The following is a 14954-nucleotide window of genomic DNA, read 5'->3' on the forward strand; positions in this document are numbered from 1 at the left end:
ACCGGAGGACCCATGCAGCACGAACCGTCCGCACCCGCACCCGCACCCACACCCACGACCGAGCAGACCGCTCACGGAACAGCGGTGCACCCCGAGCCGGTGACCCTGCCGGTGACCCGCACCCCGGGCTGCCCCTTCGACCCGCCCGCCGAGCTGGCGGAGCTGCGCGAACAGCAGCCGCTGCGCCCGATGCGCTACCCCGACGGCCACGTGGGCTGGCTGGCCACCGGCCACTCCGTGGTCCGGGCGATAGCCGCCGATCCCCGCTTCAGCTCCCGGTACGAGCTGCTGCGCTACCCCCTCCCGGGCGGGCCTTCCGGCTCCCTGCCGCCGGCACCGCTCGGCGACCTCACCGGGATCGACGCACCGGAGCACACCCGCTACCGGCGCTTGCTCGCCGGGAAGTTCACCGTCCGCCGGATGCGCCAACTCGCCACCCGCGTCGAGCAGATCACCGCCGACCACCTCGACGCCATGGAGCGCCAGGGACCGGTGGCCGATCTGGTCCAGGCGTTCGCGCACCCCGTCCCGGCCCTGATGATCTGCGAACTGCTCGGGGTGTCGCCGTCCGACCGCGCGCGCTTCCAGGAGCACACCGCGATGCTGAGCAGCCCGGACGCCGCTCCCGAGGAGCAGATGGCTGCCATGACCGCGCTCGCGGAATGCGTCCGCGAACTGGTGGTGGCCAAGCGCGCCCACCCCACCGACGACCTGCTCAGCGATCTGACCACCAGTGACCTGACCGATGACGAACTCGCCGGCATCGGCGGCTTCCTGCTGGCCGCCGGTCTCGACACCACCGCGAACATGCTCGCGCTCGGCGCCTTCGCCCTGCTGAGCCACCCCGCGCAGGCCGCCGCCCTGCGCGGCGACCCCGGCCTCGCCGACCAGGCGGTCGAGGAACTGCTGCGCTATCTGACCATCACTCACACCGGGCTGCGGGCGGCCCTGGAGGACGTCGAGCTGGACGGGCAGCTGATCAAGGCCGGCGATACCGTCGCCGTCTCGGTGCAGGCCGCCAACCGCGACCCGCTGAAGTTCCCCGACCCCGACACCCTCGATCTGCGGCGGAAGGCGACCGGCCATCTGGCCTTCGGCCACGGCGCCCACCAGTGCCTGGGCCAGCAGCTGGCCCGGGTCGAGATGCGGGTCGCCTTCCCGGCGCTGTTCCGCCGCTTCCCGACGCTGCGGCTGGCCGTCCCGCCCGAGGACGTACCGCTGCGCGACGCCATGAACATCTACGGGGTGCACCGGCTCCCCGTCACCTGGGACAAGGAGTAGCCCGATGCAGCTGAGCATCGACCGCGACCGCTGTATCGGCGCCGGGATGTGTGCCCTGACCGCCCCCGAGGTGTTCGACCAGGACGACGAGGACGGGCTGGTCCTGCTCCGCACCGCCGCGCCCCCGCCCGGGCTGCACGCCACGGCCCGGCTGGCCGCCGGACTCTGCCCGGCCGCCGCCCTCACCGTCATCGAGCAGGGCGGAGCGGGCAGTTCGCCCCCGGACACGCCCTAGCCCGGCACCGCCCCCCGTGCCGCCGCTCCCTGCCGGGCGGGGAACCCGACCGCCCTCCCGTACGTCTTCCGGCGTGTTGGCGTGATCGGTCCCTGGAGGAACCCGGTGGAACACAGGATGTTGGGGCAGCGGTACGAGCTGGTGGAGCAGCTCGGGCACGGCGGCATGGGGACGGTGTACCGGGCCGTCGACCACCGGCTGCGCCGTACCGTCGCCGTCAAGACCCTCTCCGCCGAGCTGGCGATGCAGCCCGAGTTCCTCACCCGCTTCCAGCGGGAGGCGCATGCCGCGGCCGCGCTCAACCACCCCGGTGTGGCCACCGTCCATGACGTCGGTGAGGACGCCGGCGGCGGTGCGGCCGAGCCCTATCTGGTCATGGAATATGTGGCGGGCCGGACCCTCAGCCAGGTGCTGAGGGACGGCCCGCTGTCGGTGGCGCAGGCCGTCGACGTCACGGGACAGGTGCTGGCGGCGCTGGACCACAGCCACCGGCACGCCATCGTGCACCGGGACATCAAGCCCGCGAACGTCATGCTCACGGCGTCCGGCGCGGTCAAGGTCGTCGACTTCGGTATCGCCAAGGCGCTGAGCGAGGTGGCCACCCGGCTGACCGGGACCGGCGTGGCGGTCGGCACCCCCGCCTATCTCGCCCCCGAGCAGATCAACGGCGGCGAGACCGACCACCGCACCGATCTGTACGCCGTGGGCTGTCTGCTGTACGAGCTGCTGACGGGGCGTCCCCCGTACACCGGGGACTCACCGTTCTCCGTCATGCATCAGCATCTGGCCGCGGAACCGGTGCCGCCCTCGCAGCTCCGCCCGGAACTCCCGCCCGCCGTGGACGCCGTGATCGCCAGAGCCCTGCACAAGCGCCGGGAGGACCGCTTCGCGGATGCCGCCGCGATGCAGGCGGCGCTCGCCGCGGCGCCCCACTCCGCACCGGCTTCCCAACTCCCCACCCCCACCGCGCTCGATCCCGCGGCCGCGGGCCCCGCCCCGGCGGCCCCGCCCGGGCCCGCCGCGAGCGCACCGGTGCCACGGTCCGCCCGCCGGAAGCCGGCACGGGTGGCGTTCCGGCCGACGGCCGAAGGCGCGGTCGCACTGCTCGGCTGCTTCCTGTCCCTGGTGATATCCCGGACCGACATGATCGAGGTCGGTCAGTTCACCCGGGTCGCGCTGCTCGCCGGCGTCGCGGGAGCGGTGCTGCTGCTGTGGTCGGCCCGGCTCGCCTGCGCGGTGGCCTGGGGCCCGGTGGCGGAGGCCGTGGCCGTGTGGTCCGAGCTGGCGCGCGCCAACATCGGCTGGGAAACCAGCTACGTCATCATCGCCCTGGTCCTGGGGGTCGTCTCCGCGCTGTGCCTCGCCGCCGGATACAAGGACGAGCGCACGGGCGGCTTCGCGCTCGTCGCCTTCTGGTTCACGTCCCTGGCATCCGTCTGGTTCTTCCTCGACGACCTCCGCAAGATCGGCGTCTTCTACGTCCTCCTGCTGGCCGTCACGCTCGCCATCGGCACCCAGGTCCTCAAGTCCCGCACCCGGACGTCGCCGTCCGGCGGCACTGCCGGGCCCTCCACGGCGCAGAGGGCCGGGGGCGCCGTACCCCCAGCCGCTGCCGCACGGCCCTCCGGCGGGCGCGGGCGGCAGCCGACCGGGTAGCCGGGCCCGGCCTGCGTGCTCCCCTCACCGCCCGCACCCCGTCACCTCACTCCCGCTCCCACTCGCAGACCGTCGCCCCGACATGTGCGCCGCGCAGGCCCTTGAGCTTCACCTCTTCCGTCGGCGCAAGGGTCAGACAGCTGAGTGGGTCGGCGATGATCCGCAACGTCGGCCGCCCCAGGCCCTGTTCGAGGTACGAGGCGATCACCAGGGAGAACCCCTCGCGTTCGGCGAGCGCCCGCCGGAGTTCGGCACCGGTGAGCGAGACCTCGGCGGGCTCCGCGCCGCCGTGCGCTTTCAGCTCGTAGAAGTGGCCGTTCGAGGCCACGACGTCCGCGCCCAACCCCGGATGGGCCCGGTGGTCCTCCACCGTCAGCCCCTCCGTCGCCAGCACCTGCGTCAGCATCAGCAGTGCCAGCGTCTCCTTCTCCTGGTCGCGCGGCCCGGCGACGGACTGCGGTGACTGCGGCGCGGACCCGCCCGGCCGGGGCTGCGGCAGCGGCGGGGTGCGCCGGGACGGCCTCGGGCGGGCGGCCCCGGGCGGCGCGGCCGGGGACGAGCCCTCGGGCCGGGTGACGGCCGGCGCCTTCTTCAGGAGGACCGCGGCATCGACCAGTCGCCGGGGGGCCGGGGGCCGGGGCGAGGGGAGCGTGCTGCCGACGGGTGCCGGCTGCGGCGGAAGGGCAGGCGCCGGGGCGGGCGCCGTGGGCCGGACCGCCGTGCCGGGCGGGCGGCGCGGACCGGTGCGCAGCGAGGAGAGCGCCGCGGCTTCCCTGCGCTCCCGGAGCAGGGCCTGGTGCCGCTCCCGCTCCTCGTGGTCCCGCTGCTCGGCGGAGACCAGAGGGCTCTCAGGGGGCCCGTCCAGTTCGCCGCTCTCCCAGATGTCCCGCCACCGGTGGCCGACATGCGTCCGCTCACTGGAGAAGACGGACGCCACGGCCTGCCCGCCGCCACGCGTCGTGCCGAGCTCCTCCGGCGCCGATACGTAGAGCACTCCCGTAACGGGATCCAACTGCGCCCCCACGCCGGGCTCGACCGTCTCGCGCCCCTCGTCCAGCACCAGACGCACCCGCAGACCGGCCAGCACCCGCACCTCCACCTGCGCCAGCCAGGACCAGCCGGTGAAGGCGCGGGCGGCCCGGGGCTCGTCCCGGACCAGCGTGTCCTGGAGCGCGGCCACCGCCCGTCGGAACCCCTCCGTCAGGCCGGTGTCGGGGTGGGCGTGCGCCGCGCCCAGCACCTGCGCCCCGGCCGCCTCCACCCGGTCGATCTTCAGCAGCCCGAGCAGCGCCCCGAACTGCTGGAGGTCGCCGCCCGGCTGCCACACCGGCAGCCGCTTGGAAACCGCGGCGGCGAGCACCGGATGGTCCACCGCGTGCACCGGGCGCTGCTTCGTCCAGCCGGCGCTGGTCCACAGCGGCAGCGACCGCAGCTTCGAGCGCAGGCCGATGGGGACCGGGCCCTCCGCCTCGCCGATCATGGTGGCGAGCCGGCGCAGCGCCTCCAGCATCACGCGCTGCCGCTCGCCGACCGGCCGGGCACCGTCCTGCGCGATCTCCTTCAGCACCTCCGCGAGATCCTCCGCTCTCGGCTCCCGGATCCCGAGCACGTCCCACAGCGGAAGCAGCGTCGGCTCCGGCAGGACGAACGGGCGGTGCCCGCGCAGGATCGTGGCGCCGCGGAACACCTGGCCCGGCCGCTGCCAGCCCTGGTCGGTGAGGACCAGGTCCTCGCGGCCCTGGAAGGCCGCGCGGATACGGCGCTCGGCCGTGGCCCGCGGCGCCTCCGCCGAGGTGGCGTCGAGCCGCCGGGCCAGCGCCCCGTAGACGAGATGGACGTCCGCGGCGAGCGCATCGGGCACCGGCCCGGGTGCCGCCGGGCGCGCCCGGAGCTGACGCAACCGCCCGATCAGGGACGGCACATCGGGGTTCTCCGAGATCCCCAGGGTGTGCAGCACCTCCGCGCGGCCCTGCACATCCCGCTGGATCTCGGGGTGCAGATACCCGGGGTCGTCCGGCCCGTACAGCGCCAGGGTGTCGGCCGTACGGAGGTGCAGCTCACCGGGCCGCCGGAGCGTGCCCTCAGCGTCCTCCAGCCACGCCACCTGGAGCAGCCGCCACACCCACAGTGCCTTCGTGAGGCCCTGGTGCCTCCACCCGTGGTGCCCGAACACGGCCTGCTTCTCACGGTTCTCACGGGACAGCAGCAGCCCCTGCTTGCCCAGGGTGTGGACGAGCGCGACGGTACGTTTGCGCCGCTCCTGGACATCGCGTTCGGCAACGAGATCGGCGAGGACGGCATCGAGCTGCGGGCTGACCAGATCGTCCAGGGTGTAGTGGGCCTTCAGGCGGTCGAGTTCGAGCCTCCGGTCGGGTGTGGAGAGCACGCTGAGGCGGGGCAGACCGCGTCGGCGGTCGGTGGTGTACTTCCCCTCCGTCTGGGATCGCGGCACGGTTTCGAGGCGCGGTGCGTCGGCCACGCCGAGGAGCCGCAGGAATGCCGTACGGCTCAGCGGGTTGTTCGGTGAGGTCGCCAGCAGTGAGCGGGCGTACGAGCGGTGGACCCAAGTGATGCCCGGCGCCTTGCGTGCGGCCACGGCGAAACGGCCCCGGTCCGCGCTGTCGAGGGCCCGGGGCAGCGCGCATCTGCCGGGGGTGGCGGTGCACTGCTCCTCCTGCCCGTCCCGGTCATAGCTGAAGGCGCGCAGGACCACTGCCTTTCCGGCGTCGCGGCCCAGTTTCTTGCGCTGCTTGTCGGATATATCGCCGAACGCCCTCTGTAGCGCGGCCAATTGGACGTCATCCGTGATGCCGTCGGGGCCGAGCCGCAGGCCCTCCCTGCCGAGCTGGGCCACCCTGCCGAGCACCGCGAGGGTGTCCTCCGGGTTGACCAGACAGCCCTCGGTGCGCAGCCAGGAGACCACTCTCCGGGCGGGGTCGGCGTCCTGCCAGTACGCGGCGTCGAGCTCCTGCACGATGCCGAGCGTCGCGAGATGCGCGCCGCCGGGGCCGGTGGCCGCTCCGGACCCGTCCGCGCGGTCCGCGAAGGCCCTCCCGGTGAGCGGAGGGCGCAGCCGCCGACCGTCGGACGACAGTACACAGGCTGTGGAGAGCACCTGGTCGTCCAGCCCAGCCTCGATGGCGAGGGCTGTGAGAGCGAGGGTCCGGCCGACCGGGTAGTCCGGGCGCTCCAGCAGCACCAGCGCATCGGTGACCCGCACCTCGTCGGTCAGCGCTGCTCCCTCGGCCGCCCGCCAGTCGGACAGCACGAGCCGCCAGCGTCCGGCGGCATCGCGCGCGGAGTGCGGGAACGTCGCGGGAAGACCGGCCAGTTCGGCGATGTGCTCGTCCGTCACCACCCCGGTCAGCCGCCGGTCCTCCACCGCCAGGGACGTCAGCGGAGTGCGGCGGCCGTCCGGCCCCGGCGGCGAGAGCCGGGCCGATACCCACGCACGGGCCCGGTCCGTCAGGGCGTCGCGGATCCGGTCCGGAAGCTTGGCGGCCGGGCCGGCCGGGCCAGCCGGGGGCTTCGCGGGGGCCAGGGGAATCAGGTGCCAGGCATCGGGCGCGAAGGTCTCCAGCACATCGAGGACACCCACTGCCCATAGGTCGGCGACCAGCGGGGCCAGCCGGTCGTTCCACGGGCGCGCGGCGAAACCCTCCCTGCTGGCCACCGGGTCGAACTGGGCGTGCACCCGCGCCGCGGCATCGAGCGGTGCCACGGGTAACCCGGCGTGCACACTCCCCGCCGTGGCCGTCGGCGACAACGGCAGCGCGACGGCGAGCGGTACGGTCTCCGCGGTGGCCTTGTGCAGCCGCGTCGCGCCGGGCGGCGTGGGAACCCGGGCGTCGTAGACCAGCCACTCCGACCCGTCGGAGGTCCGCGCACGGCGCCTGCGCACCTCGGTGTGCCCGCCGCCGATCTCCGCGGGTTCCGTCCCGAGGCCGTGCCAGGTGAGCCCCAGCGTGCGGACGGCCGACGCCGCCGCACCGGCCGCTCCGCTCCCGTCCCGCTCCAGCAGGGTGACCTGCCGCAGGCTGCGGAGGAAGACCAGTGAGCTGTCGTGCCAGCTCTCGAACCACTCGGTCAGCTCCGGGAGCGTCAGCGTCCCCGGTGCGAGCGGAATCCGGAACACCGTCCACCCGGGACCCGCGGCGTTCGCCGGGAGGACCGGGGCCGGGACCGGCCGCATGCTCAGGTCGGCGAACCGGACATGGAACGGGTGACAGTGCGCCTCCCAGACGGTGGACAGCGCGCGCAGGGTGGTCAGTCCGATCCCGAACCGCCCCGTCGCGTCTGCGTCCAGGGCCTTGCCACTGAGCCACGGCAGACCCAGCAGCAGCACATCGGCCAGCCGCATCCCGTGTCCGTCGTGAGCGACCAGCAGCTCTTCGGATCCCCAGGTGAGCCGGATTTCGGTGGCCCCCGCGTCATCGGCGTTCTGCGCCATCTCCGACAGGACCTGCAGGCGGTCGGAGGAGAGCGTCTCCGCACCCGCCTGCGCCTGTTCGAGCGCCAGGCGATAGACCCCCGCTTCCTCCTTGAGGCGCTCGTCGATGAGCCGCACGGCACGGGCAGCCTGCCGCTCGTCCTCGATGACCGGCCCCGGACCGGACCGGGGATCCTTCAGCAGCCTGCCGATCGCCTCGACCAGCTTCTTGTCCTGCGCATCCATCGCCGCCCCCTCGCCCCGTATTCCTCGGCCCCCGCGCTCCGACGCGCAGTGAGGAGAAGAATCCATCCCGGTCCAGGGGGGAGCCGCCGCTGGGTGCGGATTCCGGACAACGGCCGCACCGGCAGGAGCACATGTCAGAAGGGTGCCGGACCCCAGGCACCGGCATGGTCCGGCCACAGCTCGGGCGTCGCGCCGCGACGGGCCCGCGCGGCACGCGGCTCAAAAAAGATGCCCGACGGACGGTTTTGTCATACCCCACTGATAGGGGCGAGTGCCCGGGCGCCGACAGCGCGGCGCGAGTCATGCGTGCGGCGGCCGCACCGCTGCCGGACGCCCGTCAGGCCCGGGAGTTCGCCCCGGGAGTTCGCCCCGGGAGTTCGGTCCGGGAGTTCGGCACGCCCGGCCGGCCGTCCGGGCGTGCCGGCCCCGGGCGGCCGGACCCAAGACACCCACAACGCCGGTATCAGCCGACGCACACCACACCCAGCAGACACACATGCGTCGGCGAGGACTGCCCCGCCTCCGGTGCGGTCGGTGCGTCCGGTGTGGTCGGCGCAGTGTGTGCCGGCGAGGTGTCCGAGCCGGAGCTTCCGGAGCCTCCGGAGCTTCCGGGGGCAGCGGGGGCGCTGGTCGCGGCATCGGTGTGCGCGGGGTGTGCCGCCCGGTCCGGTGTGGACGCGGTGGGCTCGCTCGCGCGGGGCGGCGCGGCGGTGTGGGACGGGGTGTCGGACTGCGGCTGCCGGGCCGTCGTGGCGGGCGGCGGCGTGGACGCGGTGGGGCGCGCATGCCGGCCGGCCGGGAGGGACGGGCGGGCGCCGGGGTGCCGGGAAGCTTCGCTGTCCGCCCGGTCCGTCGACGAGGCGGCGGGCTCGGTCCGGGGCGTGGACACGCGCTCCGGCTCCGGCATCGAGGCCGCGTGGGTGCCGTTGGTGGCGGGCTTGTTCTGCAGCATGCTGACGGTCAGACCGCCGCCGACGAGGGCAAAGGCCGTGGCGGCCGCGGCCCGGCGCCGGTGCTTCTTCCACCGGGCCAGCTGGCGGCGCCGGGCCGCCCGGCCCTGCCCGGTGGGCGCGGGGACCTCGGCATCGCCGGGCGCACCGTCCTCCGGGGCGGCTGCGGTGCCGGCGGTGCCGGCCCCATCCGCCGGCGCGGCGTCGAAGGCGCCGCCGAACGGCGCAGTCTCGGAGGCACTGCCGAACGGCGTGGTCTCGGAGGCACCGCCGCCGAACGGACCGGCATCGGCGTACCGGCCCGGGCCGGGCTCCGGGGCGGGGGCTTCCTCCGGCTGCCAGGACTCCCAGGTCGCGGCGGCGGCCATCGCGCTCCGCCGGCGGTGGGAGGGCGGGGCTATGTCCGGGGCGTAATCGCCGCATCCTGGACATACGAGTGCCCCGTTGAGACTCCGGCGGCACGACGAGCAGTAGTCCATCTTCGATCTTTCTGTGCTGGCTGCGCCGCCAGGGACGCCGGCGACCTGATCAAGCTGATCCAGTTCGCACGCGGGATCGAGCGGGCAGTAACGCTAACGACACCCGTCGAGGGCGACGCGTACGACGTGTGACGCTTCCGTGCAGATTTCCCGACGGTCCCTCCCGCACTCCGGACATGTCACGACGCGCACCGGGCGGAGAATCGAATCAAGGTCTAATCAAGTTTGACTAATCCCGCCCGAGGGCATACCTTTCCCGAGTAGACAAATTTGACGACTGATGACTGGCGCCTGATGGCCGATGAGTGCCTACGTGCCCGTGGGTCATGTGACGGCTGATGCGTCGAAGAGACCGTGAGGAGTCTGTGTGACCTTCCTGCCGGATACCGGTTACCTCCCGACCGCTGAGGACCGCGCGAGCCTGGACGCCTGGTTCGCGGAGTACGACGCACAGAGCGCGAAGCGCGATGTCCAGAGCATGGCCGACCTGGCGATGTTCCCCCTCAACCTCGTGAGCGACGACGCGGCCGGCAACGGTCGTGCGGCGCAGTGGGACCGCGAGCAGTACATCGCGACGATGACGCAGGTGATGGGGGACGGCAGCGAGGGCATCACCTTCGAGTCCACGCGGACGCCGGTCTTCCTCTCGCCCGCCCTGGCCGTGGTCTTCTCGGACTCGACCATGACGATGGACGGTCAGAGCAGGCAGCTGCGTTACGCCGACATCCTGGTCAGGCGGGACGGCACATGGGCGTTCCAGACCATGATCCAGGGCGGCTGGGGCGACAACCTGTAGCTCCGCACCCTGATTTAGGGCGGCTGGGGCGACAACCTGTAGCGCCGCAGTCGATACGGCACCGCCGGAGCGGGAGTCGTGGGCGCCACGGGCTGATGCTCACCGTTGCCTGCCGCGCTGCCGATGCCCTGAGCGACGGCCGGGGCTCAGCGCGGGCTGTCGTCCGAGGTGGCTGCGGCGCGGCGGAATTCGGCGTTGATGCGCTGGGCTTCTTCGAGCTGGTCCTCAAGGATGACGATGCGGCAAGCCGCCTCGATCGGGGTGCCCTGGTCGACGAGTTCCCGGGCACGGGCGGCGATGCGCAGCTGGTACCGGGAGTAGCGGCGGTGCCCGCCCTCGGAGCGGAGCGGGGTGATCAGGCGGGCCTCTCCGATGGCACGGAGGAAGCCGGGGGTCGTGCCGAGCAATTCGGCGGCCCGGCCCATGGTGTAGGCGGGGTAGTCATCGTCGTCCAGTCGGCTGCCGAGCGAATCATCCGCTGTCATCTGCACCTCTTCTTGGGAGCGCGTCGAGGGGCCTTGGTGCCGTACGGCACCAAGGCCCCGAAGGAAATTCAACACCATCTGTCGGCCCTAGTGCTGCGCCGACCTTCTGTTTCCGCGGCCTCGCCCCGGCGAGGGGCGTGGGTGCGGGGATCGCTGCTGCCTGACCGTGGACCACCTGCCAATCCGGGGTCGTGCGATACCCGGGGGGAGTACTCCTCGCCCGGGCGATCCTGATGGCGTCTGCTTCCTCCGTTCTTCGTCTGTATCGGTCACTTGCCGGGCCGCAGCCGTGTGTGCTGCGGGTACTGCCGGTGGCGGCCCCTGAACACCGCGGGCCACCCGGTGCGGCCGTCAGTCCCGTCGCCGTCCTGCGACCACCCTGGCTTCGGAACTCCACCGCCGCACCGGCCTGGCTGAACCGCTTCCCGGCCATACCTCCGCCGGGCGTTCAACCTTGGCTACGAGAAAAACCGTAACCACGTGAGAGTCCAATGTCTACTCTGACGAGAGTAGATTTTCGTGTCTTTGGCGCGGAGGCAATCCACGTCGAACGGGGTAGGCGTCCGGAGCCGGCGGAGAGCCGGACAGGGGGGTGCAGAGCATCGCGGAAGCGGCGGCCGGCCCCGTTGCGTCGCAGCCCGAGCCCGAGCCCGAGCCCGAGCCCGTCCCCGGCCTGAGCCCGTCCCCGCCCGAGCCGCTCCGTGGCGCAGTGCCGGAGGTCAGAGCCCGTCGGGCCGGGCCAGTCCGGTCCGGTAGGCGATGACCACGAGTTGGGCGCGGTCCCGGGCGCCCAGCTTGGTCATCGCGCGGTTCGCATGGGTCTTGGCGGTGAGCGGGGTGACGAAGAGGCGCTCGGCGATCTCGTCGTTGGACAGGCCGGCGGCGACCAGGGCGACCACCTCGCGCTCCCGCGGGGTGAGCGCGGCCAGTTGCGGTGACGGCGTCCGGCCGGGTGGTGCGGGCTGGGCCAGGAAGCGCGCGATCAGCGACTTGGTCGCGGTCGGCGAGAGCAGGGAGTCGCCGGCGGCGACCACCCGGATCGCATCGAGCAGTTCGTCCGGGTTGATGCCCTTGCCGAGGAAACCGCTCGCCCCGGCGCGGAGCGCCTCCGCGACGTACTCGTCGTTCTCGAAGGTGGTCAGCACCAGCACCCGTACGCCGGCGAGATCCTCGTCCTCGCTGATCATCCTGGTCGCGGCGAGGCCGTCGAGGTCGGGCATCCGGATGTCCATCAGCACCAGGTCGGCGCGGTGGCTGCGGGTCAGTGCGACGGCTTCGCGGCCCGTGGCGGCCTCCGCGACGACCTCCATGTCAGGGGCGGAGTCGACGAGCATCCGGAAGGTGCCGCGCAGGAGTGCCTGATCGTCGGCGAGCAGCACACGGATGGTCATGGCCGGCCCTTTCGACCGGCGTGCAGCGGCAGTTCGGCCTCGATACGGAAGCCCCCTTCGGGGCGTGGTCCGGCAGCGAGGGTACCTCCGGCGGACCTGGCGCGCTCCCGCATACCGATCATGCCGTGGCCGGTGCCGGCCTCCTGGGTTCCTTCGAGACCCGTGGCGCCAGGGCCGGTACCGCGGCCGCTGCCCCCGGTACCGCGGCCGTCGTCCTCGACGGTGAGCCGCAGGACGTCGGTGCGGAAGTCCAGGCGGACCCCCGCCGAGGCCGGGCCGGCGTGCTTGTGCGTATTGGTCAGGGCCTCCTGGATGATCCGGTAGGCCGTCAGATCGGCGATCGGTGACAGCTCGCCCGGTGGCCCGGTGCGCTCCAGCGTGACGTCGAGGCCGGAGTGGCGGAAGGAGTCCAGCAGAGCGTCGAGACCGGCGAGTCCGGGTGCCGGTTCGCGGGGCTCGTCCGGATCCTCGCCGTACCGGAGCAGTCCTACGGTGGCCCGCAGTTCGTCCAGCGCTCCCCGGCTGGTGTCCCGGATCCGTTCGAGCGCCTGGTAGGCGTGCTCGGGGTCGGTGCCCATGAGGTGGTGGGCCACGCCCGCCTGGGCGTTGACCAGGGTGATGTGGTGGGCCACGACATCGTGCAGCTCCCGGGCGATCCGGAGACGCTCCGCGATGACCCGGCGGCGGGCTTCTTCCTCCTTGGTGCGCTCGGCCCGCTCGGCCCGCTCCACGGCGGCGGCGAGCACCTCGCGGCGGCTGCGGACGGCGTCGCCGATGGCCACCGCCATGAGCGTCCAGGCAATCAGGGCAAGGGACGACGGGAGCTTGTCCGCCAGGGCGAGGGACTCCGGGCGGGCAAGGGACTGCGGCAGCTGTAGCGCACCCGGGGGGAAGACCAGCGACGCGGTGATGAGCACGACGGCCGCGAGGGTGCCCACGCGCCAGGCCCGGCGCCGGCCGGTGCGGATCGCCACCGTATAGAGAGCGACGGCCGTGGCGGCGGGCGTCGGCCTGGCGAGCGGGAGCAGGGCGGACTGCACCAGAAGCATGGACACGGTCACCGCGACCACGGTGACCGGCCAGCGGTTCCGGGCGATCAGGGGCACACAGGAGACCGCGAGGGCAACGACGGACCAGCCGACCGGAGCCCGGTCGATGTAGGCGAAGGCGACGGCCAGCGGGGAGGCCAGGAGGAAGCAGGCCAGCGCGACGGTCAGGTCGACCACGAGTGGCCGGGTCGCCCGCTGCCACGCGCTGAACCGGTCGATCATCTGCACTCTCCCACGGTACGCAGCCCCGGCCGGGCCGACAGCGGCGTCGGCCCGGCCCTGCGGTGCACACGGCTTCATCGAACGAGGTGGACCGTGCGGCCCGGCTCTTCGTGCGGCGGGCGGCTCACCTCGCGGACGGCGGGGTCGTGCCCGCGGCCAGGCGGACGGGCGGGTGTGCGGGGCGGATCACGGATGGCTCCTTGCTTACGGGCTACGGGCTACGGGCTATGGGCCATGAGGCGACAGGGAGGTACGGGCCGGCCGGTGCGGCCTTTCGGGGGCCGTCACCGGCCGGCGGTGCCGGTCGGGGAGGGGCTGACCGGGGGGGGAGTGGTGCCCCGCCAGGACGTACGTCAGGCGGCGACGCTCACGGCGAGCTGACTGCGGTAGGCGCGCAGGGCCCGTGCGTTGTTCCAGCCGAGCGCGCCCACCACACGGCCGTCCACCTTGTAGAGCGCGACGAACCGGTGTGCCTCCGGATCCCCGTCGACGATGTCGACGGTCGCGTCGGAAGGGCACCAGCCGCAGGTTTGGATCTTGGTGTAGTAGAGGTCGGTCCAGCCGAACGGGACCGGTGTGTAGGGGACTGCCTGCTCCGGGCCGGACAGCAGGTTCCGGGCGGCGGTGATGGCCTGTTGGGTGGCGTTGGTGCGCTGTTCGAGGCGGACCCGGCCACCGGCGGCGGGATGGGGCCAGTTGGCGACGTCTCCTGCCGCGTACACCCGCGGCGCGGCCTGGCAGGTGCGGTCGCAGAGCACTCCGTCACCCAGCGGGATCCCGGAGCCGGCCAGCCATTCGGTGGCCGGCACCGAGCCGATCGCGACCACGACGACATCGGCGGGCAGCCGGGTGCCGTCGTCGAGTGTCACCGCGGTGACCCGCCCGTCCTCGCCGCTCATGCCGGTGACATGGCGGCCCATGCACAGACGGACACCGTGGTCGCGGTGCATGTCGGCCACCAAACCGCCCACGAAGGTGCCGACCTGCCGGGCCAGCGGAGTGGCTTCGACATCGACGAGGGTGACGTCCAGGCCGAGGCCGCGTGTGGTGGCGGCGATCTCGCTGCCGAGGAATCCGGCACCGATCACCACGACGCGGGGTCCGGCCTGCAACTGGGCGCGCAGCGTGAGGGTTTCGTCGAGGGTGCGGAGCACATGGACGCCGGCCAGGTCATGGCCGAAGGGCAGGTGACGGGGGCGCAGTCCGGTGGCGATGATCAGGCCGTCGTAGCCCAGCCGGTCCCCGTCGGCCAGGGTGACGACACGTTCCGCCGTGTCCAGGCCGGTTGCCCGGCAGCCCAGTCTCAGGTCCATGCGCAGCTGCTGGAGGTCGGCTTCCCGGCGCAGGGCGGACCGGTGCGGTTCCCAGTCGCCGGCCAGCACCTGCTTGGACAGCGGTGGCCGGTCGTACGGGATCCGCAGTTCGTCGCCGACCAGGGACAGCGTCCCGGTGAAGCCCTCGCGCCGGAGGGTGTCGGCCGCGGTGAGGCCCGCGGCCGACGCGCCCACCAGGACGATGTGGTCCATGGCGGGCACTACTCCACCACCTCGATCGCCAGTGCCGGGCAGCGGGCGGCGGCGTCCATGACCTGGGGCAGCAACGCGTGCGGCGGGTCGTCGTCGAGGAGGACGACGATGCCGTCCTCGTCCCGCTGGTCGAAGACGTCAGCGGCGGCCAGCACGCAGGTGCCCGCGCCGACGCATTTGCCCTCATCGATGAGGATCTTCATGGGGTT

At 73.1% G+C, this 14954-nt stretch carries 11 protein-coding genes; 4 read left to right on the plus strand and 7 right to left on the minus strand.

The window, feature by feature from the left end; translation table 11 throughout:
• Positions 1–12: 12 nt before the first annotated feature.
• The 3 genes from STRNI_RS22240 (at position 13) to STRNI_RS22250 (ending at position 3172) form a co-directional block, all read left to right on the plus strand.
• The gene (locus tag STRNI_RS22240) at positions 13–1281 is read left to right on the plus strand and encodes a cytochrome P450 (RefSeq protein ID WP_277411875.1); all 1269 of its coding nucleotides are present in this window, start codon (positions 13–15) and stop codon (positions 1279–1281) included.
• A 4-nt stretch (positions 1282–1285) separates the two neighbouring features.
• Positions 1286–1516, plus strand: a complete 231-nt coding sequence (locus STRNI_RS22245) for a ferredoxin (RefSeq protein ID WP_274736837.1) — start codon at positions 1286–1288, stop codon at positions 1514–1516.
• Between the two features lie 105 nt (positions 1517–1621).
• On the plus strand, positions 1622–3172 hold the full coding sequence (locus STRNI_RS22250) for a protein kinase domain-containing protein (RefSeq protein ID WP_277411876.1): 1551 nt from the start codon (positions 1622–1624) through the stop codon (positions 3170–3172).
• Between the two features lie 46 nt (positions 3173–3218).
• Here the strand turns inward: STRNI_RS22250 and STRNI_RS22255 are convergent, their stop codons facing one another.
• Positions 3219–7847 (minus strand): ATP-binding protein, encoded by a 4629-nt coding sequence (locus STRNI_RS22255; RefSeq protein ID WP_277411877.1) that lies wholly within the window; start codon positions 7845–7847, stop codon positions 3219–3221.
• Positions 7848–8310: 463 nt separating this feature from the next.
• Positions 8311–9276, minus strand: a complete 966-nt coding sequence (locus STRNI_RS22260; protein WP_417816092.1) for an SCO2400 family protein — start codon at positions 9274–9276, stop codon at positions 8311–8313.
• Between the two features lie 367 nt (positions 9277–9643).
• On the opposite strand from STRNI_RS22260, the gene STRNI_RS22265 reads away from it, so the two are divergent.
• Positions 9644–10072 (plus strand): DUF4440 domain-containing protein, encoded by a 429-nt coding sequence (locus tag STRNI_RS22265; protein WP_277411879.1) that lies wholly within the window; start codon positions 9644–9646, stop codon positions 10070–10072.
• Positions 10073–10218: 146 nt separating this feature from the next.
• Here the strand turns inward: STRNI_RS22265 and STRNI_RS22270 are convergent, their stop codons facing one another.
• The 5 genes from STRNI_RS22270 to STRNI_RS22290 all read right to left on the minus strand — a co-directional run bounded on the left by STRNI_RS22270 (position 10219) and on the right by STRNI_RS22290 (position 14948).
• Complete coding sequence (locus STRNI_RS22270; RefSeq protein ID WP_159487537.1) at positions 10219–10557, minus strand: MerR family transcriptional regulator; 339 nt, start codon at positions 10555–10557, stop codon at positions 10219–10221.
• 719 nt (positions 10558–11276) lie between these two features.
• On the minus strand, positions 11277–11948 hold the full coding sequence (locus tag STRNI_RS22275) for a response regulator (RefSeq protein WP_266438291.1): 672 nt from the start codon (positions 11946–11948) through the stop codon (positions 11277–11279).
• On the minus strand, positions 11945–13219 hold the full coding sequence (locus tag STRNI_RS22280) for a sensor histidine kinase (protein WP_159489258.1): 1275 nt from the start codon (positions 13217–13219) through the stop codon (positions 11945–11947). The genes STRNI_RS22275 and STRNI_RS22280 overlap by 4 nt, the downstream gene beginning before the upstream one ends.
• A 353-nt stretch (positions 13220–13572) precedes the next feature.
• Positions 13573–14745 (minus strand): NAD(P)/FAD-dependent oxidoreductase, encoded by a 1173-nt coding sequence (locus STRNI_RS22285; RefSeq protein ID WP_277411880.1) that lies wholly within the window; start codon positions 14743–14745, stop codon positions 13573–13575.
• Between the two features lie 8 nt (positions 14746–14753).
• Positions 14754–14948, minus strand: coding sequence for a ferredoxin (locus STRNI_RS22290; RefSeq protein ID WP_277411881.1), 195 nt, complete (start codon positions 14946–14948; stop codon positions 14754–14756).
• Positions 14949–14954: the final 6 nt, after the last annotated feature.

It is taken from the genome of Streptomyces nigrescens, from assembly GCF_027626975.1.
Taxonomy (GTDB): domain Bacteria; phylum Actinomycetota; class Actinomycetes; order Streptomycetales; family Streptomycetaceae; genus Streptomyces; species Streptomyces nigrescens.

What these genes read in the sequence shown, in the direction of transcription:
- STRNI_RS22245 (WP_274736837.1), top strand. Translation starts at nt 1,286, where the DNA reads ATGCAGCTGAGCATCGACCGCGACCGCTGTATCGGCGCCGGGATGTGT.
- STRNI_RS22275 (WP_266438291.1), bottom strand. Translation starts at nt 11,948, where the DNA reads ATGACCATCCGTGTGCTGCTCGCCGACGATCAGGCACTCCTGCGCGGC.
- STRNI_RS22255 (WP_277411877.1), bottom strand. Translation starts at nt 7,847, where the DNA reads ATGGATGCGCAGGACAAGAAGCTGGTCGAGGCGATCGGCAGGCTGCTG.
- STRNI_RS22285 (WP_277411880.1), bottom strand. Translation starts at nt 14,745, where the DNA reads ATGGACCACATCGTCCTGGTGGGCGCGTCGGCCGCGGGCCTCACCGCG.
- STRNI_RS22280 (WP_159489258.1), bottom strand. Translation starts at nt 13,219, where the DNA reads ATGATCGACCGGTTCAGCGCGTGGCAGCGGGCGACCCGGCCACTCGTG.
- STRNI_RS22290 (WP_277411881.1), bottom strand. Translation starts at nt 14,948, where the DNA reads ATGAAGATCCTCATCGATGAGGGCAAATGCGTCGGCGCGGGCACCTGC.
- STRNI_RS22270 (WP_159487537.1), bottom strand. Translation starts at nt 10,557, where the DNA reads ATGACAGCGGATGATTCGCTCGGCAGCCGACTGGACGACGATGACTAC.
- STRNI_RS22240 (WP_277411875.1), top strand. Translation starts at nt 13, where the DNA reads ATGCAGCACGAACCGTCCGCACCCGCACCCGCACCCACACCCACGACC.
- STRNI_RS22260 (WP_417816092.1), bottom strand. Translation starts at nt 9,276, where the DNA reads ATGGACTACTGCTCGTCGTGCCGCCGGAGTCTCAACGGGGCACTCGTA.